The following is a 23,657-nucleotide window of genomic DNA, read 5'->3' as shown; positions in this document are numbered from 1 at the left end:
AATCAATATCAATAAAATATGGTTATAATGTGAAAAAGTTCTCTTGAAGAATTACATCTCGGAAGCTATTTTTTCTAGCTCAGCATACCAGTTTTCGCCAAACTTACGAATAAGGGCAGTTTTAACGAATTTATAAACGGGCACTTGCAGCTCTTTCCCCAAAGTGCACGCATCATCACAAATGGGCCAGCGGTGATAGTTTACGGCTGCAAACTCACTGTATTCTTGAACACGCACAGGATATAAATGACATGAAATAGGTTTTCTAAAATCAATAGCATCCGCATTGAATGCGTCTTCAATACCACAACTTGCAATACCTTTGTCTGTAAAAGTCACATAGGCACATTCCTTCCCTTCCACCAAAGGAGTTTCCAGTTCGTCAAGATCTGTTTTAATGTAAGTGCCCTGTTTTTCAATTGCCGCTATTCCTTCCGCGCGAAGAAAGGGTTTCACTTTTGGGTAGATTTCTTTTAGAATTCCAACTTCTTTTTCTGTTATAGGTGCTCCCGCTTCCCCTTCAATACAGCATGCACCCTTGCATGCATTAAGGTTGCACACAAAATCTTTTTCGATTAAATCTTCGGAAACTATAGTTTTACCCAATTGAAACATGCTGCAAAGATAGCTGCTTTGCTTAATTTATAGCGTGGAAATTTTACATTTATTAACGCTTATTATGGATATTGCATCCAATATAATTGCCTAATTTTGCGCCCTTAATTAAAAGGTATGGTTTTAAATTTTAAAGAAATTGTTACGGCCACAATGGTGCTTTTTGCGGTAATCGACATTATAGGAAACATCCCTATTATTATTGGGCTTCGTGAAAAAGCCGGCCATATCAATTCTGGAAAAGCTTCCATAATTGCTGCGATTGTGATGATCGTATTCCTTTTTTTGGGTGAAAGTATTTTGAAGCTTATTGGCGTAAATGTTAATGAATTTGCAGTTGCGGGCGCGTTGATACTTTTCTTTATAGCTTTGGAAATGATACTTGGCGTAACGCTTTTTAAAGAAACCGACACAAGCCCAGATTTAGCTACCATTTTCCCATTGGCATTTCCACTTTTAGCTGGACCTGGAAGTTTAACCACACTGCTGTCACTTCGGGCTGAGTATGAAATTCAAAATATAATTGTAGCAATACTTGTGAATATCGTTATTATTTATGCGGTCTTAAAAACTTCTGGCAAACTGCAACGTTTTTTGGGAAAGAACGGAATTGCGGTTATCCAAAAAATATTTGGTGTAATTTTGTTGGCTATTGCGGTGAAGCTTTTCACTTCGAATATTCAAGAACTTTTTAATTAAAGAACAATGAAAATATTTATCTACATTTTAATGGCTTGTGCTGCTGGTCTTGTTGTTTTCAATATTACAAAATTAGATTTTGACCATTTGCTTGAAGGGGATAGTTCTATTGCGGCAGTAAGTATTTTGGCAGGATTGTGCGCTATATTGGCACTTGGCATTTTGCTTATATCAAAAAGTATTGCTTCTAAAGTAAAAAAATAGGGTTTCTACTTTTTGTCCAAATGATTTTTCGACTCCAGTTCCAAAACTTTTAAGAGCATTGGATCCGTTTCGTTAAGGATTATTTCGTATTCATTCGGGCCAAAAAGCTGTTGGGCAATATTTGCTTTCAAGGTTCTTTTCAACTCTTCGGTATAGTTTGAAAGATCTATCTGCGCTTCGTTAAATTTGGCGTATTCAATAAATTCCTTTGAAAGTTTATCTTCCACCACAAAACTCTTTCTAAAATCATCGAATTTCATTCCTTTAAATAAGGTTCGGTTTTTTTCGAGATATTCAAAGATGAAATAACTCATAAACCCGCTTCGTGCAACATATTGAAGCGTTTCATTTTCTACACTTGTGTCTTTCGGCACAAAAACATCGGGTATAATTCCACCGCCGCCGTAAACCACTTTTCCCTTTGGGGTAACATATTTGAGGGAATCAGCAACTTTAATGCTGTCTGCATGGATCAATTCACCGTTGCGGTAACGCTTTTCATAATCACTATAATAGGTGTCATTTCCATTTCCATAGGGGCGCTGAATGGAACGACCCGTTGGGGTGTAATAGCGCGCAATGGTTAAACGCACGGCACTGCCATCGCCGAGTGACATTTCGCGCTGCACCAATCCTTTTCCGAAAGAACGGCGACCAATAATCGTCCCTTTGTCATTGTCTTGGAGCGCACCTGCCACAATTTCGCTGGCAGATGCGGAATTCTCATTTATTAAAACATAGAGTTTTCCGTGTTCAAAATCGCCGCGTCGGGTCGCGTAGGTTTTATTGATGTCGCCACTTTTGTTTTTGGTAATAAGAACAAGTTTGTCACTTTCCAAGAATTCATCAACTACTCTTTCTGCAGTTGAAATATAGCCTCCTGGATTGCCGCGAAGGTCCAAAACAAGTTTTTTGATGCCTTGGTCTTTTAGTTTTTCTAAAGCGCTTTCAAATTCTTTATAAGTGGTTTCTGAAAAACGGTTCAGTTTTATATAACCTAAATCGTCCGCCAATTTATAGGAAGCGTCCACGCTAACCAAGGGCACTTGTTTTCTCCGCACCTTTATTTCCAATGTTTTGTTTTCACTGGGGCGGTACACGTCCAAAGCAACTTTGCTGTTTATTTCGCCTTTCAGATAATTGGAAATGCTATCGCGCTGGACCAATTCACCAAAAAGTTTTTTGCCGTCGGCGTAAAGGATTCTGTCGCCACCTTTAATTCCTGCCTTTTCCGCAGGACCACCTTCAATGGCGCGGATTACGGCAATGGTGTCTTTGTAAACATAGAAGCTAACGCCAATGCCCGTGAAGGCACCGCGCATATCGTCTGCATTGTGTTGGTATTCACTTTTGGGAATGTAAACAGAATGAGGATCGAGGTTTTCGAGAATACCGTTAACCGTGACATCCACAATGCTGTCTGTGTTTACATTGTCAACATATTCATAATCTATATAATCTATGAGCCTATTAAGTTTGTCTTTTTTTGAACTTGTGGCGAAGATTTTTTCGGTGTTATCGTGAAAATTGAGCTTGGATCCAATAAATACACCTACGGCAAGCGCTAGGCCTATCCACAGGGGTAAGTATTTTTTGAATTTTTCCATTATTCTAAATCCAGATCTGAAATGTGTTGTATGCTTACTCCCGCTTTTTCTAAAAAGGCAATGCCAGAGTTGTCTTTATATTCGTTTAGATAGACCATTCTTTTTATGCCTGCCTGGTGTATCAATTTGCTGCACTCCTTGCAGGGCGACATCGTGATGTATAGCGTTGCTCCTTCACAAGCCTGTGTGCTTGATGCTACTTTTAATATTGCATTTGCTTCGGCGTGAAGGACATACCATTTGGTGTAGCCTTGGTCATCTTCGCAAATGTTCTCAAAACCAGTTGGTGTACCGTTGTAGCCATCGCTTATAATCATTTTGTCTTTCACAATAAGTGCGCCAACTTGACGTCTCTTGCAATATGAAAGTTTGCTCCACTCTTGGGCCATCCTTAGATAGGCAATATCATACTTGCGTTGTTTACTGTCCTTCATACTTTTATATAGGTAGCGAAATTAATGGGAAGTTACACCACTGCCAAAAAAATTGTTGTTAAGTTATTGCCAAAGAAATATGTTGAGAGGCTTATGCAACGATGAGTATATGAACCAATAGTTTAGAAGTTCGGATTCTTTCTATTCTCTATCCGCTAATAACAACCAACAATCAAAAAATCCAGTTGTTGATAAGCATTGGGATAACCATTCCTATTACAAGCGAGGAGACTACCAAAACCCAATCCCTTTTATTGAAACGGAAGATAGTTTGAAAGATAAAGGCTATTATTAAAATAATGATCACCACGATGATCTGTGCAGCTTCAATACCGAGAGCGAATTCTAGTAATGGCAAAATGCCGCTACCGCTATCCAATGCTGTGAAGAAAGAAGCAAACCCTAATCCATGAATCAATCCAAAGAAAATGGTAACGATATAGAAAATGCCCATTTTTTCAACTTTCTTTTCTTTTCCTGCAGTAAAAAGGTTGAAAAGGGCCGTTACTAAAATAGTAACTGGAATTAAAAACTCGATAACCCTACCAGAAACGCTAACTACATTATAACTCGCTAAAAGAAGTGAAAGCGTGTGGCCAAGAGTAAACATAGTTACTAAAAGAAGCAATTTTTTCCAAGAAGAAAAATTATAGGCGGCACAAAGCACAATCAAAAAGAGGATGTGGTCGTAGGCTTTCCAGTCCAACACGTGGTGGAGCCCAAGGTTAAAATACAACCAGAAATCAGACATTGGGGATAGTGTTTTTCAAGGTTTGCCCAAATATAGTGATTGTAATCAATATTATAACATCGAAAAATTAAATAATCACCCTTACTTCGCCCAGCTGCTGAACTTTGTATGGAAATTGTTCGCCCGGAGCGCCAATAAACATAAAATTGATGGGAATATTCCATCGCTTTGAGAGTTCGTTTATCTTTTCAGGACCGAATTTCCCCAGTTCTACCACGAATTGTATTTTAATATCAGGATAAGCCCTGTCCAGAACCTCAATATCAGATTTTAAGTTATTTGCTGCTTTCATACCTTCATCAAGTATGGCTACAATTTTAATCCTTTTTGTGGGTTCATTCTCTTTAATGTATAGCATCACCCTATTTAGTGTTTCCACGTTGTCGTTATTGGTAAAAAACACAAACTGTTTGCCAGTCAATTTTTGCAACTTAGATTTAGTAACACGGTTCCAGTTCTTAAAAAACTTGCTATCATCCGGAGCAATATAATCAATAAAGAGCAGGACAGCCCTAAGTATATAATGATAATAAAGCATAAAAAAAACAACGAATAGAGTAGGAGCCAAATATTCAAAAAAAGTTCCCAGAAATTCAGGGTTCAGAAAAATATTGCCCAACAATGCAGCTATAACTGAGGCAATTGCAATAAAAACTGCCAAAAAGGAAGCGCGTTCCGGCCTTGGCAAGTGTTTCCTGTTAAACTTTAACAATAGGTTGCCAATTCCAAAAAGGACCATTACTGAAAGAAATGCAATAGTATATACCCCAGCAAGTGAAGGTAAATCACCGTGTGTTACAAAAAGAATGGAAGTACATAGCGCAAAAAATAATATGAAGATGAAATAGGGGCTTTTTCTTCTGTTTCGTTTCAATAAAAAACTAGGAAGAATTCGATCCAATGCCATTCGTTCCATTAATCCCCCAACGCCAACATATGAGGTCAGCACTGCACCGCTCAACACCAAAGCTGCATCTATACCAACCAAAAAAGAAAGCCAATGCCCTCCAGAAGTTTCTCCAAGAAATGAAAGCAATGCATCTTGATTGCTATTTACAACTTCTTGCGGTAACAAACCCAGTGCGAGAAATGCGATAAGTGGATTAAAAATGCTTACAACAATCCACATATTGCGTAATGTCTTTGGGAAAACCCCTTCTTGCTGTTCCTCCACATAATTTGCTGAACTTTCAAAACCACTTATACCCAACATCGCGGCAGAAAAGCCAAAAAAGAGTGCCATTGTAATGCTTCCTCCCAAGGGCATTTTAAAATTGGCAATTAATGTTTCAAAACCATTATTAAAGAAAAAATAAAGGCAAAACCCGCATAGAAGCGTCAAGGAAAAGAGATGAAAAAGAAAAATAGCAACCGCAACTTTTGAAGATTCACCAATCCCTAAAATAACCAATCCCATAAACAAAAATAAAAGACCAATGGTCACAGGAAACACAGGGATTGTACCCCAAACACTATGGGCATATTTAACCGCTTCACTTGCGGAAAGTACAGCCGTAGCCATATAGGAGAGCACTGTTAAGGCAGCTGCAACAGAGGCCGTAGATTTTTTGGTAGTGTTTAAAAGTGCATTGTAAGCCCCTCCATTTAGCGGTAAGGCGCCAACTACTTCACCATAAATTTTCCGAAATAAAAAAAGAACTCCGGCGACCATTAATAGTGAGATCCAAGCGTATTGGCCTGCATAAAAAATAGCGAGTGCCGAAACATATAAACATGACGAGCTTATATCGTTGCCACAGATAGCTGTGGCTTCTAGCTGGTTTAGTTTTTTAGGCATCTAATGAAGGGGGTTAGATTTTAAAGGTAAGTAAGCAGAGAATTTTTAGGCAGAAATTTTCTGTTAAAAATCCATAAGCGTGTTTAATTCAGTATAAATCTAAATAATCCTAAAATCGAGTAGGCTAAATAATTTTTCGTGAAGTTTTATAAAGAAAAAAGCCTCAACATTTCTGTTAAGGCTTTCTGTACTCGAGGCGGGAATCGAACCCGCACGTCCTAAAACACTGGATTTTGAATCCAGCGCGTCTACCAATTCCGCCACTCGAGCAAATGGGAGGCAAAAATAAACAAATATTTGTAATTTATTGAAAATTTATAAAAGGTATTTTTTTAAAAAGTACTTAGTATTAATTTTTACCTTTGTAAGCTAATCAACAATCCAAAATCCAAATTATGTCAACCATCGCACCGGACCCCAAGATTTTTGCCTGTAAACAAAGTGAAGCGCTTGCGCAGGACATAGCAGATGCCTTCGGAATACCCTTGGGAAAGGTAATAACATCTCATTATAGCGATGGCGAATTTCAACCTTCTTTTGAAGAATCCGTTCGCGGAAGCCGCGTTTTTTTGATAGGCTCTACTTTCCCGAACAGCGATCATTTAATGGAACTTTTATTGATGATTGATGCCGCAAAACGTGCTTCAGCAAGACACATTACAGCGGTACTTCCTTATTTTGGGTGGGCGCGCCAGGACAGAAAAGATAAGCCTCGTGTTCCCATTGCAGCAAAATTAGTTGCAAAAATGCTTGAAACTGCGGGAGCTACAAGAATTATCACAATGGATTTGCATGCGGATCAAATTCAAGGATTTTTTGAAAAACCAGTGGATCACCTTTTTGCTTCTACCATATTTCTTCCGTATTTAAGAAGCTTGAAACTTGATAATCTAACAATTGCTTCCCCAGATATGGGTGGTTCAAAACGTGCTTATGCTTATTCAAAATTTTTAGAAAGTGATGTTGTAATTTGCTATAAACAACGGGAAAAAGCCAACGTAATCTCCTATATGGAATTGATTGGCGACGTAAAAGGCAAAAACGTAGTATTGGTAGATGATATGGTTGATACTGCAGGAACGCTTACCACTGCTGCAGATTTAATGATGGAACGTGGCGCTTTGAGCGTTCGAGCAGTTTGTACACACCCGCTTCTTTCTGGAAATGCTTATGAACGAATAGAAAAATCGCAAATGTTGGAACTTATCGTTTCAGATTCCATTCCCACAAAACCGCATAATAAAATCAGGGTTATAAGTTGCGCAAAATTATTTGCTGATGTTATGCTTAGCGTAAATGCCAACAAATCTATCAGCGGCAAATTTTTGATGTAGTTTTTTAGAAATAGCAAGAATTCTTCTCTATAAATGAAAAAATCAAATTTCCTAATCTGATAATCCAAAATAAAATTTATCTTTGCACTCCCTAAAAAACAGGTTTTTAGGGAGTTTTTTTATTAATAAACAATTCAAAAAAAATGAAATCTATTACAATTAAAGGATCACAAAGAGAAAGCGTGGGCAAAAAGGCAACGAAAGCCCTACGTAATGCTGGAATGGTTCCTTGCGTAGTTTACGGAGGGGATGAGCCAATCAGCTTTACAGCAGAAGAAATTGCATTTAAAGACTTGGTTTACACTCCAGACGTACACACCGTTGTAGTGGATCTAGGTGGCACAAAGATTAATGCCATTCTTCAAGATATACAGTTTCACCCAGTGACTGACCGTATTCTTCACATCGATTTTTACCAAATTTTTGATGACAAAGAAGTAACTATGGAAATTCCAGTTCGTACCACAGGAAACTCTCGTGGTGTTCGTAATGGTGGTACTCTGCGTATTGTTAACCGTAAACTTCGTGTAAAAGCTTTGCCAGAAAATCTTCCAGATTTTATTGAGGCAGATATTACCGAAATGCGTATTGGTAACAAAATGTACACTAAATCCCTTAAAACGGATAATTACAAAATTATGCATCCAGATAATACCGTTATCTGTCAAATTAGAACTTCACGTACCGCGATTGTGGACGAAGTGGAAGAAGATGCTGAATCAGCAGAAGGTGCAGAAGGAGAAGAAGTTCCAGCTACAGAAACTGATGATGTTGCTGCAGTAAAAGAATAAATTTCTTTTTAAGAAGATTACCCAAAAGCATCCTGTTAATTCAGGGTGCTTTTTTTATTTTTACCGAAGATTATAAAATGTATGCTGTCGTTTTTCAAAAAATTATTTTCAGCAAAAGCTGACCAAAATGTTACTGAAGAAGATTCCATGAAAAAATTTCTTATTGTTGGCCTTGGCAATATTGGCCCCAAATATGCAAATACCCGCCACAACATAGGCTTTAAAGTAGTTGATTTTTATGCCGAAAAAAATTCCCTTCCGTGGGAAACTACCAAGTTGGGCGATGTTACTTCACATAAAGTAAAAGGAAGGACCTTTATTTTTCTGAAGCCCAGTACGTATATGAATTTAAGCGGAAAGGCCGTAAATTACTGGCTTGACAAAGAAAAAATTCCATTGGAAAATATGTTGGTGATTACAGACGATTTAAATTTGGCTTTCGGAACCATTCGCATAAAAACCAAAGGTAGCGACGGCGGGCACAACGGGTTGAAAGACATTCAAAATACACTGCAAACCACCAATTACAACCGTTTCCGTTTTGGAATCAGTGACGCTTTTGCAAAAGGAAGGCAAGTGGATTACGTTCTTGGCGAATGGGAAGCCGAAGAAGAAAAACAATTACCCGAGCGATTGGAATTGGGCTGCAGCATTATAGAATCCTTTGCCCTCGCAGGAATGAATATTACGATGAACACATATAACGGCAAATAATTTTGAAGAAATATCCATCAGCTTCCGCATATAAAAATGACCGTCAAAGCATTGTCACTATTGGTACTTTTGATGGTGTCCACATTGGGCATAAAGCCATTTTAAAGCGTCTTGTGGAAACTGCCAAAAAGGAAAATCTAGATTCCGTAGTGCTTACTTTTTTCCCCCATCCACGAATGGTGCTTCAACAAAAAAGTGATATAAAACTAATAAATACTATTAACGAGCGCACACAACTCCTTGAAAATACAGGTCTTGAGCATTTAGTCATTCATCCTTTTACGCACGCCTTTTCCCGTTTAACCGCCTTGGAGTATGTTCGCGATATTTTGGTAAATAGCCTAAAGGCAAAAAAAATAATCATCGGTTACGACCATCGTTTTGGAAGAAATAGAAATGCAGATATTGACGATTTAAAGGAATTCGGCAAGACATATAATTTTGAAGTAGAAGAAATCTCCGCCAAGGAATTGGATGATGTTGCGATAAGTTCCACAAAGATTCGAAAAGCCTTGAACGAAGGAGATATTGATACCGCAAACAGTTATTTGGGGTATCATTTTATGATTTCTGGCGAAGTGATAAAAGGTAAAGCTATTGGGCGCACCATTCAGTACCCTACTGCAAATTTGAAACTGAAGGAATCCTATAAACTTGTTCCAAAAAACGGGGTTTACGTTGTTCAGTCATTAATTAAAGGCAAAAGAATTTTTGGAATAACCAGTATCGGCACCAACCCCACTGTGGGGGGAAAAGAAAAAACCATTGAAACCCATTTTCTAAATTTTAACGAAGATTTGTACGGAAAGGAAATCACTATTGAGTTTTTAAAATTCATTAGGGACGAAGAAACGTTTGATACAGTGGAAATTCTTCGACAAGAAATTATAAAAGACGAAAAATTCGCAAAGCAATATTTACAGGAACGTGAATAAATTTCTTTATAAACAGATAGATAATATTGGTCTGGTTCTTTTTCGGGCAGTGTTCGGACTTTTAATTACTATCGAGGCATTTGGAGCAATAGCTACGGGTTGGGTAAAACGTACTTTAGTTGAGCCGCCTTTCACATTCAACTTTATTGGGTTTGATTTTTTGCAGCATCTACAAGGTCCCGGAATGTATTATTATTTCGTGTTAATGGGCATTTTCGGCATTTTCGTGATGTTGGGCTTCAAATATCGTTTCAGTATGATTGCTTACGCAATTATGTGGACTTGTGTTTATTTAATGCAGAAAAGCAGTTACAACAATCACTATTATTTAATGATGTTGTTGTGCTGGATAATGGCTTTTTTACCCGCCAATCGATGGTTTTCACTTGATGCAAAAATAAATCCCGAACTGAAAAATCCTGCAATGCCGCGTTGGGTACTGTTGGTATTGATACTTCAGGTTTGGATTGTTTATACCTATGCTTCCGTTGCAAAATTATATCCAGATTGGCTTAATGCTTCCATGCCCGCTTTGCTAATGAGCAGTAAAAGTGATTTTTGGCTGGTTGGAGAATTGTTACAAGAAAAGTGGGTGCATTGGTGTATAGCTTATACCGGTCTTTTTTTCGATTTGCTCATCGTGCCTTTAATGCTGTGGAAACGTACACGTTTGCTTGGTTTTATCATTTCAATATTTTTTCATCTTTTCAATTCGTTTATTTTCCATATTGGCATTTTTCCCTATATGTCCATCGCCTTTGCGCTGTTCTTTTTTAGTCCAGAAATACTTCAAAAACGTTTCCTTCCGAAGAAAAAATTATATAATGAAGGTGAAGTTATTGTTCCGAAACATAAAAACTTGATTTTTGGGATATTCTCAATTTACTTTCTCTTTCAGATTGGTTTACCGCTGCGTCATTGGTTTTTCAAGGATGACGTGCTTTGGACCGAAGAAGGCCACCGCCTTAGCTGGCGCATGATGTTGCGTTCCAAAAGTGGTTCTTTGACGGTATTTGTAGTTGATAAAGAAAAAGGAGAAAGGGAACTCTATAATTACAATAGCTTGCTTGGCAGTAAACAACAAGGATCAGTAGCAACTAAACCTGACATTATGTGGCAGCTTGCCCAAAAAATAAAAGCTATTGAGGCTGAAAAAGGCCGAGATGTAGCGGTTTTCATGGAATCCAGAGTGCGAGTGAATGACGGTGAATTTCATCCTTTTACGGATCCAACTGTGGATTTGGCTGCACAGGAATGGCACCCCTTCAAACACAGCGAATGGATTTTGCCCTCTCCCGATGATTATAATAAAAAGCCTGTTAAAGAATAGCGTGATTTTCCTAACTTTGCCCTTCAAAAATAATTTAGGAAAATGTTACAAGTAACTGATATTCGCGAAAACAAAGATAAATACGTAAAAGCACTTGCCAAACGTGGCATTGACGCTGCTTCCGTTTTAGAAGAAGTTTTAAATGTTGATGAACAACGTCGTGCTTCACAAGCGCAGTTGGATGAAGTTTTGGCGCAGAGCAATTCCTATTCAAAAGAAATCGGGAAACTTTTTCAAAGTGGCGACACCCAAAAAGCAAACGAGCTAAAGGAAAAAACAGTTGAGTTGAAGGAATCTTCAAAACAATTGAACGAACAAATGGTAAATGCCGCTGAAAAATTGCAGCAGTTGCTTTATACGCTTCCAAACATTCCGAATGATTTGGTGCCAGCGGGAACTGATGAAAACGATAACGAAGAGGTTTACAAAGAAGGCGAAATTCCAAAATTGGTTGAAGGCGCGCTTCCACATTGGGAACTTGCAAAAAAATATGATTTAATCGATTTTGAACTCGGTGTAAAAATCACAGGCGCAGGTTTCCCTGTTTATAAAGGAAAAGGCGCGCGTTTGCAAAGAGCTTTAATTTCTTACTTTTTAGATAAAAACACATCCGCTGGTTATACTGAATATCAAGTGCCGCATTTGGTAAACGAAGCTTCTGGCTACGGAACAGGCCAATTACCGGACAAAGAAGGGCAGATGTATCATGTTGGTATTGACGATCTTTATTTAATTCCAACTGCAGAAGTTCCCGTTACAAATATGTTTCGTGGCGATTTGTTGAACAATTCAGATTTGCCAATTACTTGCACGGGTTACACGCCTTGTTTTCGACGTGAAGCTGGGAGTTATGGCGCACACGTTCGTGGATTGAACCGATTGCATCAATTTGACAAAGTGGAAATAGTCCGCATTGAGCATCCTGATAATTCATACGCTGCGTTGGACGGAATGGTAGAACATGTAAAGGGAATTCTTCGTGAATTGAAGTTACCTTACCGAATTCTTCGTCTTTGCGGAGGTGATTTGGGTTTTACCTCAGCATTGACATATGATTTTGAAGTTTTTTCAACGGCCCAGGACCGTTGGTTGGAGATTTCTTCCGTTTCAAATTTTGAGACTTTTCAAGCAAATAGATTGAAACTTCGCTTTAAAGATACGGACGGAAAAAACAAACTTGTCCATACATTAAACGGAAGCGCTTTGGCGCTCCCAAGGGTTTTAGCTGGAATTCTTGAGAATTACCAAACAGCAGATGGAATTAAAATCCCAGAGGTCTTGGTACCTTATTGTGGATTTGATTTTATTGGTTAAAATTTTTCACCTCCGGATTCACGAGTAATATCCCAGGTATTAATTTTTCTTATAATTTAATAAAATGAAAAGCCCTTACTATTTAAAGTAAGGGCTTTTGTTAAGAAAAACACTTAAAGCTTATTATTCCTGATCTTGTGGCATAGACATTTTGGTATATTCCAAAACGAGTGCGCTAAGCCAATCCCAATTGATCGATTTGTAAGGATATTTTGCCATAAATTCAGCGTTATCCCCAAAAAGAAACTCGTAGTTTTCTTCAAAATCACTTTTTGGCAACCAGATTATTTTATCGCCTTTTTGAACATAATATGATTTTACAACACCGCCACCAATGGTAGGGCCAGGACCCATTTTAAAACCTGAGGATTCTTTGGCGAAAGGGTCGTGATACACAGAAATTATATTGCTGAAGTCTGGGTTGATTAGCTGCATCAAAAATTCCTTTTCGTCTTTTTTGTTTTTCAGGGAAACTTTTTGGTTTACGAAATAAATTTGATCGTTGCTCGTCAACTTTTTTGCGCTGTTTCTTCTTCCCATCCCATAGTTGCTGAATTTTTGGGTCACTTTCCCGAATTTTTCAAAACCGCTAGCATACAAATAGGCTTCAGCAATCTGGGATGCATCATAGGTTTCTTTATTGTCGGTAACGCTATCTTTAAAAACAATCTGGGCAATCTGCCCTTTTTTGGTTACTACGCCCTTGCAATAACCTTTGTGCTCTGAACCATCTTTCATAATAACAGTTGATACCTTTTTAGTGGCTGGCTGGTTAAAACCTTCATTGAAAAAGTAGGTTTTTAGCATATCGCGTTCTTCATCGCTATATTTCACTTTATCTTGGGCAAAAGCAAAACCACAGACCATCATAATGGCAATGGATAAAAATTTTAGTTTCATAATTTTTGGTTTTAGTAATTTCTATAGCAATATTCCAACATTAATTTTGAAAGTTGAATTTCTACAGCAGAAAATTAGCACCTAAACCCTCAAAATACGGCAAATGCCCTATACAATTTTGGGCAATTTGGAAAAAAAAGGAGCCCGTGCTGGGCTCCTATACTTTTTATAAAAAAAAGAAACGGTTACGCTTTCTTAAAACTGGAGTAATATTCCTCCATCAAATTCATTAAAGCCGTTACCAAATCTTTGGTTTCAAGCAACAGACTGAAATATAAAGTCGTGTTTTTGGGGCTTGATTCTTCGGTTCGGGTTCGGGCTATTTGCTTTTCAATTTTGTTTGAAAGGCTTTCATAAATTTCCTCTTTTTTGGAAAGAACGTTTCCTATACGTTGGAATTCTTTTTTGTGAAAAATGTCTTCAATTTCATTTAAGAGTTCTTCCAAATGTTGGTCTATTTCCTGCAAGTCCTTAATTTGGTTGAAGCGAAGCGCTTTGTGGTTGTTGTTTACGTGTTTGTAGCTTGCTTTTGAAATAAACTCCAAAGACTGCACAACATCGGTCAAATAACCAAGAATCGTGATGTAGAAGTTACTTCCGCGAACACTGGTCTCGTCAAGGTTCTTTATGAAATAGAAAATGTTATCTCTTAGCTCTTCAACTTCATCATTCAATTTGCTTACACCTTTTTTGCTCTTTTTTAATTTTTTGGTGTCTTGTTTGGCCAGGCCACGAAGCATATCACTGTATATTTTGTTTGATCGTGAAACTACATTGCTAATGTTTTCGGCACTTTCTTGAATAATTCCCTGAACGGTTTTACTTTCGGTTTTCTTCAAGCCACTTTTTTCCATTTTTATCTTCACCTTATTTTTGTGTGAAAGATAATTTCGGACCAATAATAGGATGGCCATTAATAGCAATACAGCAATCATAGCACCTCTTCCTATAAAAATTAGATAGGTTAACGTTCCTGCTGCAACAAAGGCTACAAAAGCCGTAAAAAACCAACCGCCGATAACGTTGAGTACACCAGCAACCCTGTAAACAGCACTTTCACGGCCCCAAGCTCTATCAGCCAAAGAAGTACCCATAGCAACCATAAAGGTTACATAGGTTGTAGAAAGTGGTAATTTCATAGAAGTTGCGGTAGCAATCAATATACCTGCAACCATAAGGTTTATGGAAGCACGGATCATATCAAAAGCTGGTAGCTCATATGTTTTGTGCTTTGGAAGGTTGATAACGGGTTTCTCAAAGCGCTTGTCTATTTTTTGCTGAAGAGAGGCGGGAATGATGTAATTAAAATAGGTAGATACATGCGTGCTGGATTTTACTAAAAACCTAGAGAGCATATTTGGGTTGAATTTTTCATGACCTTCTCCTTGGCGTGCTAAATCTATTTCGGTATCAGAAACTGTTCTCGCTTTTTTAGAAAACCAAAGGGTAAGAACCATTACACCGCCAGCAATAAAAAGTAACATTGGCTCTGCGGGAACTTTTTCCGCAAGACTGTGCATACTGTATTCTGATGCGGCGACACCAGATGCAGACCAATCCATATAACTATGATACGCTGCCATTGGCACGCCTATAAAGTTTACCAAATCATTTCCTGCAAATGCTAATGCAAGACTAAAGGTACCTACAGCGATAACTATTATGAGGATATTCTTTTTAAAAATAGTCATAAAAAGTTGCGAGAAAATGGTCCAAAAAATGAAGCTGCCCGCAATTAACTTCCAAGTATCACTTTCAATAATATCTTTAAAGCTACTATAGAATGGAGTGCCCTTTAAACCTTTAACAAGAATAAAATAAGTAATACAGGTTAGTGCTATACCACCAAAAATGGCTCCGAAATATTTCATTTTTTGCTCTACATGAAATGTGAACACGAGCCTAGATAAGTATTGAACAACTGCACCCACAGAGAATGCAATTACAACAGATAAAAGGATTCCAATTATAATTTCTAAAGCTTTATCAGTATTGATATATTTTGTTATAGCGGAAATTGTTTCTGTATCATTATGTCCAATTTTTATAAGCGCCATAATAACCGCAGCACCCAAAAGTTCAAAAACGATGGAAACCGTTGTGGATGTTGGCAAGCCAATAGTATTAAAAAAATCTAGCAATAAGATATCGGTAATCATTACCGCCATGAAAATGATCATTATTTCATCAAAGTAGAATTCGCCCGGAACGAAGATTCCTTTTCGTGCTACTTCCATCATTCCGCTAGAAAAAACCGCGCCGATGAAAATACCCAAACTGGCAATTATCAAAATGGTTCTGAAAGAAATTGCCTTTGAGCCAATGGCAGAGTTTAGAAAGTTTACGGCATCATTACTAACCCCAACCACCAAGTCTGCAATTGCAAGTGCGGCAAGTGCAACAATCATTAATAAATAAATATTATCCATTATAATTTCTAATTAAGTTGGTGCAAATTTCCCATTTATAATGGGATTGATTGTTACCAAATTGTTAACTGTATTTCACTTAAAAATGTAGATCAAACCCGAGACGGTATTCCAAAAAATCACTTTTTCCTCCTACTGTTGCGTATGTTAAATCAGTTTGAACCTTTAATTTATGGCCCACTATATATTTTGAACCTCCCAATGTGAATTGGTTTTGTGTGTCGTTAGATGAAAAATTGGTTTTTGGCATTATGGCTGTGTAACGTCCGGCAATTTCCCAATTAGATTTAAAGACATATCCCCCCTGAAAATTGTACCCTTGACCCATATAGACTTCTTGGTCTGTATTGCTGCCATCACAATTTTTGGCAATGGGGTTTGCAGCATCGCGGTAACTGTATTCGCCCATTAAAGAAAAACCATTGTATTTAAACATGGCATCCACAAAAAAGGTGCTTATATTGGTTTCATAAAAACCCACGTCATTTTTCATATAACTTCCTTGATTGCTTCGTGTTTTTACGGCATCTACATTATAATCATAGGTAGCGCCAATGGCGAGTTTTGGTGCTTTTTCACGATAGATATCACCGCCAATATAGTCTCCTTTTTTTGTGAATTCACCAAAAGGTAAAATTTCTAAACGTGTTGTGTATTGAAGCCCTCCAAGATTACCAGTTATAACGTTTCTGCCTTCTCCCTGCGAAACGGCAAACATCTCTCTGATAAGAAAATTTTCAGAAGCTTTGAAGCTATGGCGTAATTGAATTCCAAGATCTCTATCAATATTGAATAAGCTGTTTAGTCTAGAACGATCAATAAGCTGAAGGTTTGCAGAAGAAATAAGACGCTCTCTGTTTCCAGGCAGTTTGGCCTGTCCGGCCCATAGTTCAAGGTTTTTATAAAACTCCCACATTACTACGGCATCAAGAATTATCCGCGGGGAATCTCCCGTAAATTCTGAAGCACCGGCAATATCTCTGTTTGAGAGGCCAAGCTCAATTTTATATCGCAGTTTTGGGGAATAGGCAAATCCATCAAACTTTAAACGGGCGCGGCGAATTAAAAAACTTTGCTCTGGTTTTCCGAATTTATCACCATCATGTTCCCAAGCAGATTCTGCCCTAAACTGTATTCGTGGCGCAAAACGTACACTCCAAGTACTGTCTTTACCAACAAAATTTAGCATCCCGTCCCCAAATTTTGGAGTGCTTATTTGTGAATGGGCAGCAGAAATAAATAAAAATAGAAACCCAACAAGATAAATCTTACGGTGCATTAAAAATCAGTTTTAGTTTTTGTCGCTGCAAAGGACTGATTTTAAATTCAATTCAATGTTTCTATAATGTTAAGCCATTATATAAAATTTAAAATAGATTTTTTAGAAAAAGGGCTGTTCTTGATGAACAGCCCAATTTTGAAAATCTAGTCGACAAAAACTAAACGATTCCAAAAATTGCCTCTTTTCAAGGCAATTACAAATAAAAACCATCATAATCTGTTTTATGTAAATTTACCTTTACCAAATCATTAAGATATTAGATTGTGATATTAATGAAAAATTAAACATTTGATTATCAAATTTATACAGCTTTAATGTTATCATAACGTTACGGAATCGTTTCTTAATGGTTAATTTTGTAAATTTGAATATTCGAAAAAATTTAAAACATCTAATTATGAAAGATATAATCACAATTTTAGCAATCGTTTTGATAGCTTCGGCTTCTTTCGCTCAGAATTCTAAAAATAATACCTACTTTTTAAAGGGAGATATTATAGAGGCTACCATCTATCACGATAACGGAATGATAGCACAAACAGGCTATTACAATCCAGAGAATAAACTTACAGGAGAATGGACAAGCTATGACCGTAACGGAAACAAAACTGCCGTAGCTAATTACAATAATGGCGAGAAAGTAGGTACTTGGTATTTCTTTACTAATGAAGGAATAAAGGAAGTTTCATATATGGATGCCCGTATTTCTAAAGTTGTAACATGGAAATCTGATAATACCCAAATTGTATCAAATTAAAAGCTAATTCTATATAAAATAAAAAACCCTGACTTAAAAGTCAGGGTTTTTTATTTTAAACTTAAGGTAGTTTAGAATTTAATAGAGTAGCCTAAACTAATTTCTTGACCAGGATTCCATTTTGAATAAAGTTGATCTTCTGCGCCAAATGATTGGTAAACACTTTCTACATCATCATCAAGTAGATTGTCAAACTTTAGGGATATTGAAGAGTTTTTGTTTTTCCCAAATGCTTTGGATATGTTCAGTTTAACATTGTGGAAAGGCAGTGTATATACATCGGCCACATCGCCAGCGCCTACAATCTGTAAAGTTTTACCCTGGGTATTGTAGAATATTCCTCCTTGCCATCCTGAGGTTTCTTCTTTATAATTTAACCCTAGATTTATTAAATAAGGACTTTGTCCTTGTAGCTGTCTATAGTCCTCAAGGGTTTCTCCAGTCCTTAAGTTGTCTAATCTTCCTTGGCGCTCATCTTCACTGTACTCTTGTTGAGATTCAATGAGCGAAAAGTTTAGGTTGAAATCGATATTCTGCAATCCATTAATAAACCCAAGATTTTTTCTTATTTCTAGCTCTCCGCCAAAAACTTTTGCGTCACCTAGGTTTAGGGGTGTATATTGCCCGTATGCTCTTCTTATGAAAGAAAGTTCAATGGGGTCGTTAAAAGATTTGAAGAAACCACTTACTGCAAAAAAGTCGCCAGACTCACCATATTGTTCATATCTCAAATCGAAATTATTAACATAGGTTGGTTGCAAATTAATGTTCCCAATAAAAGTAGTACTGCTAATTGGGTCAAAAATTTCGGCAAGCGAAGCTTCTTTAAATGAAGGTCTAGCCGTTGTGCGTGAATAGGAGGTACGTATTTTTTTATTTGCATCTTCATTCAAGTCAAATATAAGATTGGCAGAAGGAAAAAAGTCAGATTTCTCTAATACTTTAGCATCTACAAGTCTTGAACCATCCTGTCTTTCACCTGTATAAATCAAATCGAATTTTTCATATCTCACACCCAAAGCGGCATTCACCCAAGAGGCAAGTTTAAATTCTTCAGATATATAACCAGCTGTAATATTGATTTTTGAACTGTAAGAGTCAGAATCATTAGAGTCTTGGCGCACATAGGTTCCACTTCCTGTATTGGGGTCATAAATATTTTCGGGAGACAATAGTTGATCTGGATCACCTCCAAAAGTTGCACTAGAAAAATTAAGTATTGGTAGTGAATACTTGATTACATCAAAATCTCTTTTTTTGTATGTGTACGCACCCCCTATTTTGGTTTTAGCATCAAAACCAAATAGCGTATGTTCTTTATCAAGATCAATTTTACCTGCAAGATCTAATTCTTCCAAAGAACGGAAAAATCTTGCTGCATCACCAGATTCACTTGGTTCAATAGTATATGTCTCTTCATTGGTATTTGGATTAATTGAAACTCTAAATGGGGTTGAGCGAAAATCCTTATCGTCAACCTTAGCAAGGGATGGAGCTAAATTCCATTCTAAATTCCAATCGTTATCACTTCCAAAAGTGTGCTGACCTTTTAAAAGTCCATTTGTAATGGATCTTTGAACGTATGTTAAATTGTCCTTTTTTATAGTATTGCTGCTAATTATATAATTATCTACTCTAAATATACCTGCTTCAGATTCCCCATTCTGAATGTGAAGTACATTAAATTGATATTTGGATTTCTCTGTTTTATAAGTCAATCCAGCCAATCCACTAATCAATACAGAATTATTCCCTAATTCCCCATTTTGGGTGCGATCTGCTAAAAGATCAAAATTTGATTTATCAGATTCATCCTTTCTGTAAATCTGTCCGTTTATGTATTCGTCATAATATTTTGTCTCATTTCTATATGAAATCGATGCCAAATAGCCCAATCTATTATCGCCCACCTCAAACTGATCTCCTGCTGTTAAGGCAAAATTATAGTTCATAAAACTTTGTTCTTTCGATGCGGCCATCCTTGGATTAAAACGCTGCGTTAAATTTTGAACAAGCGCTCCATCCTGTTGTGGCAATGGAACTTCCTGTGATTGAGAAATTGGATTGTCTCTAAGACCATCATCAAATCCTAAAAAGTCAGTACTGCTTTTATCACCACTTAAATAGTTGTTGTTGAAATGAAAATCTGAATTATAAGCGGCACCAACCGAAACGCTATATTCAGCTCTTGTGGGAATGTCTTTGGTAACAATATTAATTACACCTCCCGTAAAATCGGCAGGATATTCAGCCGTTGCAGATTTGGTAACCAAAACATTTTCTAAAATTTGGGAAGGAAATATATCTAATTGCAGTGTATTTCTATCTGGGTCTAAACCCGGCACTTCCATTCCGTTTAAAATAGATTTGGTATATCTGTCTCCCAAACCTCTTACATAAACATATTTTCCGCCTTGTACAGAAACTCCTGGAACATTTTGAACAGCCGCCGCAACATCGCTTGCACCAGTTTTTTTAATGCTTTCCAAAGAGAGGCCATCCATTAAGCTAACAGAGTTTTTCTGAATACTTAAAACCGAGGCTTCCGTATTTTTCCTTGCCGTAGTTGTAACTACTACCTCATCAAGTTGGCCTGCTGAAGCATTCAAAGTTACGTCAACAGTTGTAGTTTGGCCTGAATTTATTTTTACTTCCGTAATTTCCTTTGTTTGATACCCAACAAATGAAAAAACAAGTGTGTAGGTTCCCGCTTCTAACTTTAAATTAAACTTTCCATCAAAATCTGAAGTTGTTCCCGTTTGTGTGCCTTTCACAATAACGTTTGCAAAAGATAAAACATCATTGTATTCACCATCATTTATAACACCGGATACAACACCCGTTTGGGAAAAGGAAATTTGAATTAAAAACATTGCAATAAGCAATGAGAAAATATTTTTCATAAATATATATTTATAAAATTTGCCCGTCTTCTTTTGGAAAGACGAGCAAACTGCTAATTGATTTAAAACAAGTTAAATGAGAATGCAAATTTTTAGAAGGCTCCTTTAGATTTTGCGAAAGTCCAAGAGAATGCTGAAAGATTGGCGCCGCCTGAATTTCCTGAAGTTGCCCAAGAAGCAGCTCTTTCTGTAAATGTTGGATTAAGAATAATTGGATTTTCTCCAGAGCCAGTTTTTTCAACAAAAATATCTTTTGCCTCAGCAACACCAGATGGCAAATTCACAACCCAATTTGAAAATGTTAGTTTTCCATTAAGGAAGTTTTGAGCTACACCATTATTGTCTAACTCTACATCTGAGTCTGCTTTAAAACCTACTGTGTAGATATTTTTTAATGTGCCCATAGCTCTATCACGTAAATCAGCATATTCGCCATTTTCTGTAGTAGTATTACCGATTAGGGTAACACCATCAAGAGTGAACCTGCCTTCCAAAGAACCCGCTGGACCGTCAATTTCCAAAGCGTGATCTGAAATGTCACCTTGAATAACTGCTGAATTTGTAACGGTTCCAGAATAAGCCTCATCAATATCAAGACCATCATCGCCACAAGACCAAACTATAGCGTTTGAAACATTTACTGCTCCTCCAAACCATTCAATACCATCATCCACATTTGCTACTACTTCAACATTAGAAATAACAGTAGTGCTTCCAACAGCACCTAAAGTAAGTCCGTTAATTTCATTACCATCACCAATTGAAGTACCTCCGTGACGTATAGAAACGTAGTTTAAAGAACCAGAATCATCAGCATTATCATTACCTCCGTAAAGACCGTTAGTGTCACTTGCAGGAATACCTTCAATTTGGTTTTCAAGAGCGTCCCCAGCTAAGGAAGCTTTTGCTTTTCCTAAAATAATAAGACCACCCCATAGACCTCGGTCGTTTTGAGTAAGATTTGTACCGTTAGATTGACCCAATGCAATGTTGTCTGCAATTGAAGTAAATATAATTGGCTTAGCTGCTGTTCCGTTAGCCTTAATTTTTGCGCCTCTTGCAATAATAAGTACAGAAGCACTGGCTTCTTGTCCAGCATACGCTTTTATTATTGTGCCTTCATTTATAGTCAACGTAGCTCCTGAAGTAACTACCACACGACCTTGAAGTTCCCATATAACATCATTGGTTAATGTCATATCAGATGTTATCTGACCTGATAGTTTGTTGTCTACTGGATCTGGATCGGGATCAACAACTGGACTGTCATCACTGCTACAGCTAACACTAAGTAAAAGTGCTAAAATTGCTATTAGAGGTAAAAAGAATTTTTTCATTGTTTTCATACTAATTTTATAGATTAATTTCTTGGGGCAAAGATGGTCTGCTTATGTAATGCTTGTGTTAAAATGAAGTTATCAATAAGTCATTTTAGAGTTACCTCTATGTTAAGCAAGAACTCAAAAAAATTCATTGGTTTGCCTTCTGAAAATAGTATCTTGCCTTCAAATTTTTGAAAATTATGATGCAATGGGAACAGTTGCTCTCTTTAAGGAAACAAGGGAATAAAAGCAAAAGAATCAGGATAGAAGAAAACGAAACCCGCTTGGGTTTTGAGGTAGATTATGACCGTGTTATTTTTTCTTCCCCCTTTAGAAGTTTGCAGGACAAAACCCAGGTTATCCCGCTTTCAAAAACTTCTTTTGTCCATACACGGCTGACGCATAGTTTGGAAGTTTCCGTTGTTGGTCGGTCTTTGGGAAGAATTGTGGGAAAGGAATTGTTGAAAAAACATCCACAATTGCAAAGTGTTCACGGGTATCAATTTAACGATTTTGGGGCCATTGTGGCTGCGGCATCTTTGGCGCACGATATTGGCAATCCCCCTTTTGGACATAGTGGTGAAAAAGCTATTGGCGATTATTTTTTAAACGGGAAAGGCCAGCGTTTCAAAAATCAACTCAGCGAAAAAGAATATCAGGATTTGGTAGATTTTGAAGGAAATGCCAATGGTTTCAAAATTTTGACCGAATCTAAAAACGGCGTAGAGGGTGGGTTGCGTTTGACTTATGCAACCTTGGGAGCGTTTATGAAATACCCAAAACAATCCCTACCCAAAAAACCAACAGCTCACGTTGCCGATAAAAAATTTGGCGTCTTTCAAAGTGATACAGATTTTTTTGCCGAAGTTGCTTCCGAACTCGGTCTGTTAAGCAGAAACAATACGGGTTTTGCACGTCATCCTTTGACGTTTTTAGTGGAAGCTGCTGATGATATTTGCTATACAATAATAGACTTTGAGGACGGCATAAACCTTGGGTTAATTGAAGAAGAAATTGCGCTGGAATATTTGATCAATCTGGTTAGAAATAACTTAAGAAAAGATGTTTATTCCAGTTTGAAAACTTCACAGGACAGATTGGCCTATTTGCGTTCGCTTGCCATAAACACCTTGATTGCCGAAGCCGCCACTATTTTTATTGAACACGAAGAAGCTATTTTGAAAGGAACTTTTTCCGAAGCTTTGCTGGATAAAAGCCAATATAAGGCCCAGATTGCAGATATTATTAAGATAAGTGTTGAAAAAGTATATCAAAGTACTGAAGTGATGGAAAAGGAAATTGCCGGTTACACTATATTATCTACTTTACTTGATGTATTCACAACTGCTTACGAAAACCATTATAACGGAAATGCGCGTCATTATGACAAATTAGTGCTGCGAATGTTTGGCTGCGATCTTTCACAAAAACCACAATCAGTTTATGAATATCTAATGGACTCCTGCAGTTTTATTTCTAGACTTACCGATGGGAATGCACTTCAAATTTTTCAAAAAGTAAAAGGGAATTTGTAGAAA

The 23,657-nt window shown here is 37.2% G+C and carries 20 protein-coding genes and 1 tRNA gene; 10 read left to right on the top strand and 11 right to left on the bottom strand.

All coding sequences use genetic code 11. The features are described 5' to 3' along the window. Positions 1-51: 51 nt before the first annotated feature. Positions 52-615 (bottom strand): DUF3109 family protein, encoded by a 564-nt coding sequence (locus Q2U82_RS03975; protein ID WP_410006421.1) that lies wholly within the window; start codon positions 613-615, stop codon positions 52-54. A 117-nt stretch (positions 616-732) separates the two neighbouring features. Between Q2U82_RS03975 and Q2U82_RS03970 the strand changes: the two genes are divergently transcribed. Continuing rightward, on the top strand, positions 733-1,314 hold the full coding sequence (locus Q2U82_RS03970) for a MarC family protein (RefSeq protein ID WP_410006420.1): 582 nt from the start codon (positions 733-735) through the stop codon (positions 1,312-1,314). A gap of 6 nt (positions 1,315-1,320) precedes the next feature. Beyond that, positions 1,321-1,518 carry a hypothetical protein gene (locus Q2U82_RS03965; protein ID WP_410006419.1) on the top strand — a complete coding sequence of 66 codons (198 nt, stop codon included), beginning with the start codon at positions 1,321-1,323 and terminating at the stop codon, positions 1,516-1,518. 5 nt (positions 1,519-1,523) lie between these two features. Here Q2U82_RS03965 and Q2U82_RS03960 read toward each other — a convergent pair whose 3' ends face one another. The 5 genes from Q2U82_RS03960 to Q2U82_RS03940 all read right to left on the bottom strand — a co-directional run bounded on the left by Q2U82_RS03960 (position 1,524) and on the right by Q2U82_RS03940 (position 6,378). After that, positions 1,524-3,125, bottom strand: coding sequence for a S41 family peptidase (locus Q2U82_RS03960; RefSeq protein ID WP_410006418.1), 1,602 nt, complete (start codon positions 3,123-3,125; stop codon positions 1,524-1,526). Further along, entirely contained in the window at positions 3,125-3,559 is a 435-nt protein-coding gene (locus Q2U82_RS03955) for a deoxycytidylate deaminase (protein WP_410006417.1), read from the bottom strand. The genes Q2U82_RS03960 and Q2U82_RS03955 overlap by 1 nt, the downstream gene beginning before the upstream one ends. Positions 3,560-3,731: 172 nt before the next feature. Next, positions 3,732-4,310, bottom strand: coding sequence for a HupE/UreJ family protein (locus Q2U82_RS03950; protein WP_410006416.1), 579 nt, complete (start codon positions 4,308-4,310; stop codon positions 3,732-3,734). A 67-nt stretch (positions 4,311-4,377) separates the two neighbouring features. Next, positions 4,378-6,108, bottom strand: a complete 1,731-nt coding sequence (locus Q2U82_RS03945; protein ID WP_410006415.1) for an APC family permease — start codon at positions 6,106-6,108, stop codon at positions 4,378-4,380. A 188-nt stretch (positions 6,109-6,296) separates the two neighbouring features. Further along, a tRNA-Leu gene (locus Q2U82_RS03940) sits at positions 6,297-6,378 on the bottom strand. Positions 6,379-6,503: 125 nt separating this feature from the next. Here Q2U82_RS03940 and Q2U82_RS03935 point away from each other — a divergent pair. The 6 genes from Q2U82_RS03935 to serS all read left to right on the top strand — a co-directional run bounded on the left by Q2U82_RS03935 (position 6,504) and on the right by serS (position 12,526). After that, positions 6,504-7,442 (top strand): ribose-phosphate pyrophosphokinase, encoded by a 939-nt coding sequence (locus Q2U82_RS03935; protein ID WP_410006414.1) that lies wholly within the window; start codon positions 6,504-6,506, stop codon positions 7,440-7,442. Between the two features lie 143 nt (positions 7,443-7,585). Continuing rightward, a complete protein-coding gene (locus tag Q2U82_RS03930; RefSeq protein WP_410006413.1) occupies positions 7,586-8,233 on the top strand; it encodes a 50S ribosomal protein L25/general stress protein Ctc in 648 nt (215 codons plus the stop codon). A gap of 81 nt (positions 8,234-8,314) precedes the next feature. Further along, the gene (gene pth / locus Q2U82_RS03925) at positions 8,315-8,947 is read left to right on the top strand and encodes an aminoacyl-tRNA hydrolase (RefSeq protein ID WP_410006412.1); all 633 of its coding nucleotides are present in this window, start codon (positions 8,315-8,317) and stop codon (positions 8,945-8,947) included. Between the two features lie 2 nt (positions 8,948-8,949). Next, complete coding sequence (locus Q2U82_RS03920) at positions 8,950-9,882, top strand: bifunctional riboflavin kinase/FAD synthetase (RefSeq protein WP_410006411.1); 933 nt, start codon at positions 8,950-8,952, stop codon at positions 9,880-9,882. Then, positions 9,875-11,212, top strand: coding sequence for an HTTM domain-containing protein (locus tag Q2U82_RS03915; RefSeq protein ID WP_410006410.1), 1,338 nt, complete (start codon positions 9,875-9,877; stop codon positions 11,210-11,212). The genes Q2U82_RS03920 and Q2U82_RS03915 overlap by 8 nt, the downstream gene beginning before the upstream one ends. A 42-nt stretch (positions 11,213-11,254) precedes the next feature. Beyond that, positions 11,255-12,526, top strand: coding sequence for a serine--tRNA ligase (gene serS, locus Q2U82_RS03910; RefSeq protein ID WP_410006409.1), 1,272 nt, complete (start codon positions 11,255-11,257; stop codon positions 12,524-12,526). A 123-nt stretch (positions 12,527-12,649) separates the two neighbouring features. On the opposite strand, the gene Q2U82_RS03905 is transcribed toward serS, so the two are convergent. The 3 genes from Q2U82_RS03905 to Q2U82_RS03895 all read right to left on the bottom strand — a co-directional run bounded on the left by Q2U82_RS03905 (position 12,650) and on the right by Q2U82_RS03895 (position 17,134). Beyond that, positions 12,650-13,426: a hypothetical protein gene (locus tag Q2U82_RS03905; protein WP_410006408.1), complete on the bottom strand. Its 777-nt coding sequence runs from the start codon at positions 13,424-13,426 to the stop codon at positions 12,650-12,652. 185 nt (positions 13,427-13,611) lie between these two features. Beyond that, positions 13,612-15,855, bottom strand: coding sequence for an inorganic phosphate transporter (locus Q2U82_RS03900; protein ID WP_410006407.1), 2,244 nt, complete (start codon positions 15,853-15,855; stop codon positions 13,612-13,614). Between the two features lie 79 nt (positions 15,856-15,934). Continuing rightward, a complete protein-coding gene (locus Q2U82_RS03895) occupies positions 15,935-17,134 on the bottom strand; it encodes a porin (protein WP_410006406.1) in 1,200 nt (399 codons plus the stop codon). Between the two features lie 400 nt (positions 17,135-17,534). On the opposite strand from Q2U82_RS03895, the gene Q2U82_RS03890 reads away from it, so the two are divergent. Next, on the top strand, positions 17,535-17,894 hold the full coding sequence (locus tag Q2U82_RS03890) for a toxin-antitoxin system YwqK family antitoxin (RefSeq protein ID WP_410006405.1): 360 nt from the start codon (positions 17,535-17,537) through the stop codon (positions 17,892-17,894). A 71-nt stretch (positions 17,895-17,965) separates the two neighbouring features. On the opposite strand, the gene Q2U82_RS03885 is transcribed toward Q2U82_RS03890, so the two are convergent. After that, positions 17,966-20,797 (bottom strand): TonB-dependent receptor domain-containing protein, encoded by a 2,832-nt coding sequence (locus Q2U82_RS03885; RefSeq protein WP_410006404.1) that lies wholly within the window; start codon positions 20,795-20,797, stop codon positions 17,966-17,968. 92 nt (positions 20,798-20,889) lie between these two features. Then, positions 20,890-22,134, bottom strand: a complete 1,245-nt coding sequence (locus tag Q2U82_RS03880) for a hypothetical protein (RefSeq protein ID WP_410006403.1) — start codon at positions 22,132-22,134, stop codon at positions 20,890-20,892. 188 nt (positions 22,135-22,322) lie between these two features. Between Q2U82_RS03880 and Q2U82_RS03875 the strand changes: the two genes are divergently transcribed. Continuing rightward, a complete protein-coding gene (locus tag Q2U82_RS03875; RefSeq protein ID WP_410007126.1) occupies positions 22,323-23,654 on the top strand; it encodes a deoxyguanosinetriphosphate triphosphohydrolase in 1,332 nt (443 codons plus the stop codon). The last annotated feature ends 3 nt before the right edge of the window (positions 23,655-23,657 follow it).

Source organism: Aequorivita nionensis, assembly GCF_046352995.1.
Classification (GTDB): Bacteria; Bacteroidota; Bacteroidia; order Flavobacteriales; family Flavobacteriaceae; genus Aequorivita; species Aequorivita nionensis.
Note: the sequence above shows the minus strand (reverse complement) of the source record. Positions and strands in the feature narration are given on the sequence as shown.

Coding starts and splice junctions, on each gene's coding strand:
- Q2U82_RS03950 (WP_410006416.1), bottom strand. CDS start 4,310: ATGTCTGATTTCTGGTTGTATTTTAACCTTGGGCTCCACCACGTGTTG.
- serS (WP_410006409.1), top strand. CDS start 11,255: ATGTTACAAGTAACTGATATTCGCGAAAACAAAGATAAATACGTAAAA.
- Q2U82_RS03960 (WP_410006418.1), bottom strand. CDS start 3,125: ATGGAAAAATTCAAAAAATACTTACCCCTGTGGATAGGCCTAGCGCTT.
- Q2U82_RS03875 (WP_410007126.1), top strand. CDS start 22,323: ATGCAATGGGAACAGTTGCTCTCTTTAAGGAAACAAGGGAATAAAAGC.
- Q2U82_RS03905 (WP_410006408.1), bottom strand. CDS start 13,426: ATGAAACTAAAATTTTTATCCATTGCCATTATGATGGTCTGTGGTTTT.
- Q2U82_RS03880 (WP_410006403.1), bottom strand. CDS start 22,134: ATGAAAAAATTCTTTTTACCTCTAATAGCAATTTTAGCACTTTTACTT.
- Q2U82_RS03965 (WP_410006419.1), top strand. CDS start 1,321: ATGAAAATATTTATCTACATTTTAATGGCTTGTGCTGCTGGTCTTGTT.
- Q2U82_RS03890 (WP_410006405.1), top strand. CDS start 17,535: ATGAAAGATATAATCACAATTTTAGCAATCGTTTTGATAGCTTCGGCT.
- Q2U82_RS03900 (WP_410006407.1), bottom strand. CDS start 15,855: ATGGATAATATTTATTTATTAATGATTGTTGCACTTGCCGCACTTGCA.
- Q2U82_RS03930 (WP_410006413.1), top strand. CDS start 7,586: ATGAAATCTATTACAATTAAAGGATCACAAAGAGAAAGCGTGGGCAAA.
- Q2U82_RS03975 (WP_410006421.1), bottom strand. CDS start 615: ATGTTTCAATTGGGTAAAACTATAGTTTCCGAAGATTTAATCGAAAAA.
- Q2U82_RS03935 (WP_410006414.1), top strand. CDS start 6,504: ATGTCAACCATCGCACCGGACCCCAAGATTTTTGCCTGTAAACAAAGT.
- Q2U82_RS03955 (WP_410006417.1), bottom strand. CDS start 3,559: ATGAAGGACAGTAAACAACGCAAGTATGATATTGCCTATCTAAGGATG.
- Q2U82_RS03970 (WP_410006420.1), top strand. CDS start 733: ATGGTTTTAAATTTTAAAGAAATTGTTACGGCCACAATGGTGCTTTTT.
- Q2U82_RS03885 (WP_410006404.1), bottom strand. CDS start 20,797: ATGAAAAATATTTTCTCATTGCTTATTGCAATGTTTTTAATTCAAATT.
- pth (WP_410006412.1), top strand. CDS start 8,315: ATGCTGTCGTTTTTCAAAAAATTATTTTCAGCAAAAGCTGACCAAAAT.
- Q2U82_RS03895 (WP_410006406.1), bottom strand. CDS start 17,134: ATGCACCGTAAGATTTATCTTGTTGGGTTTCTATTTTTATTTATTTCT.
- Q2U82_RS03945 (WP_410006415.1), bottom strand. CDS start 6,108: ATGCCTAAAAAACTAAACCAGCTAGAAGCCACAGCTATCTGTGGCAAC.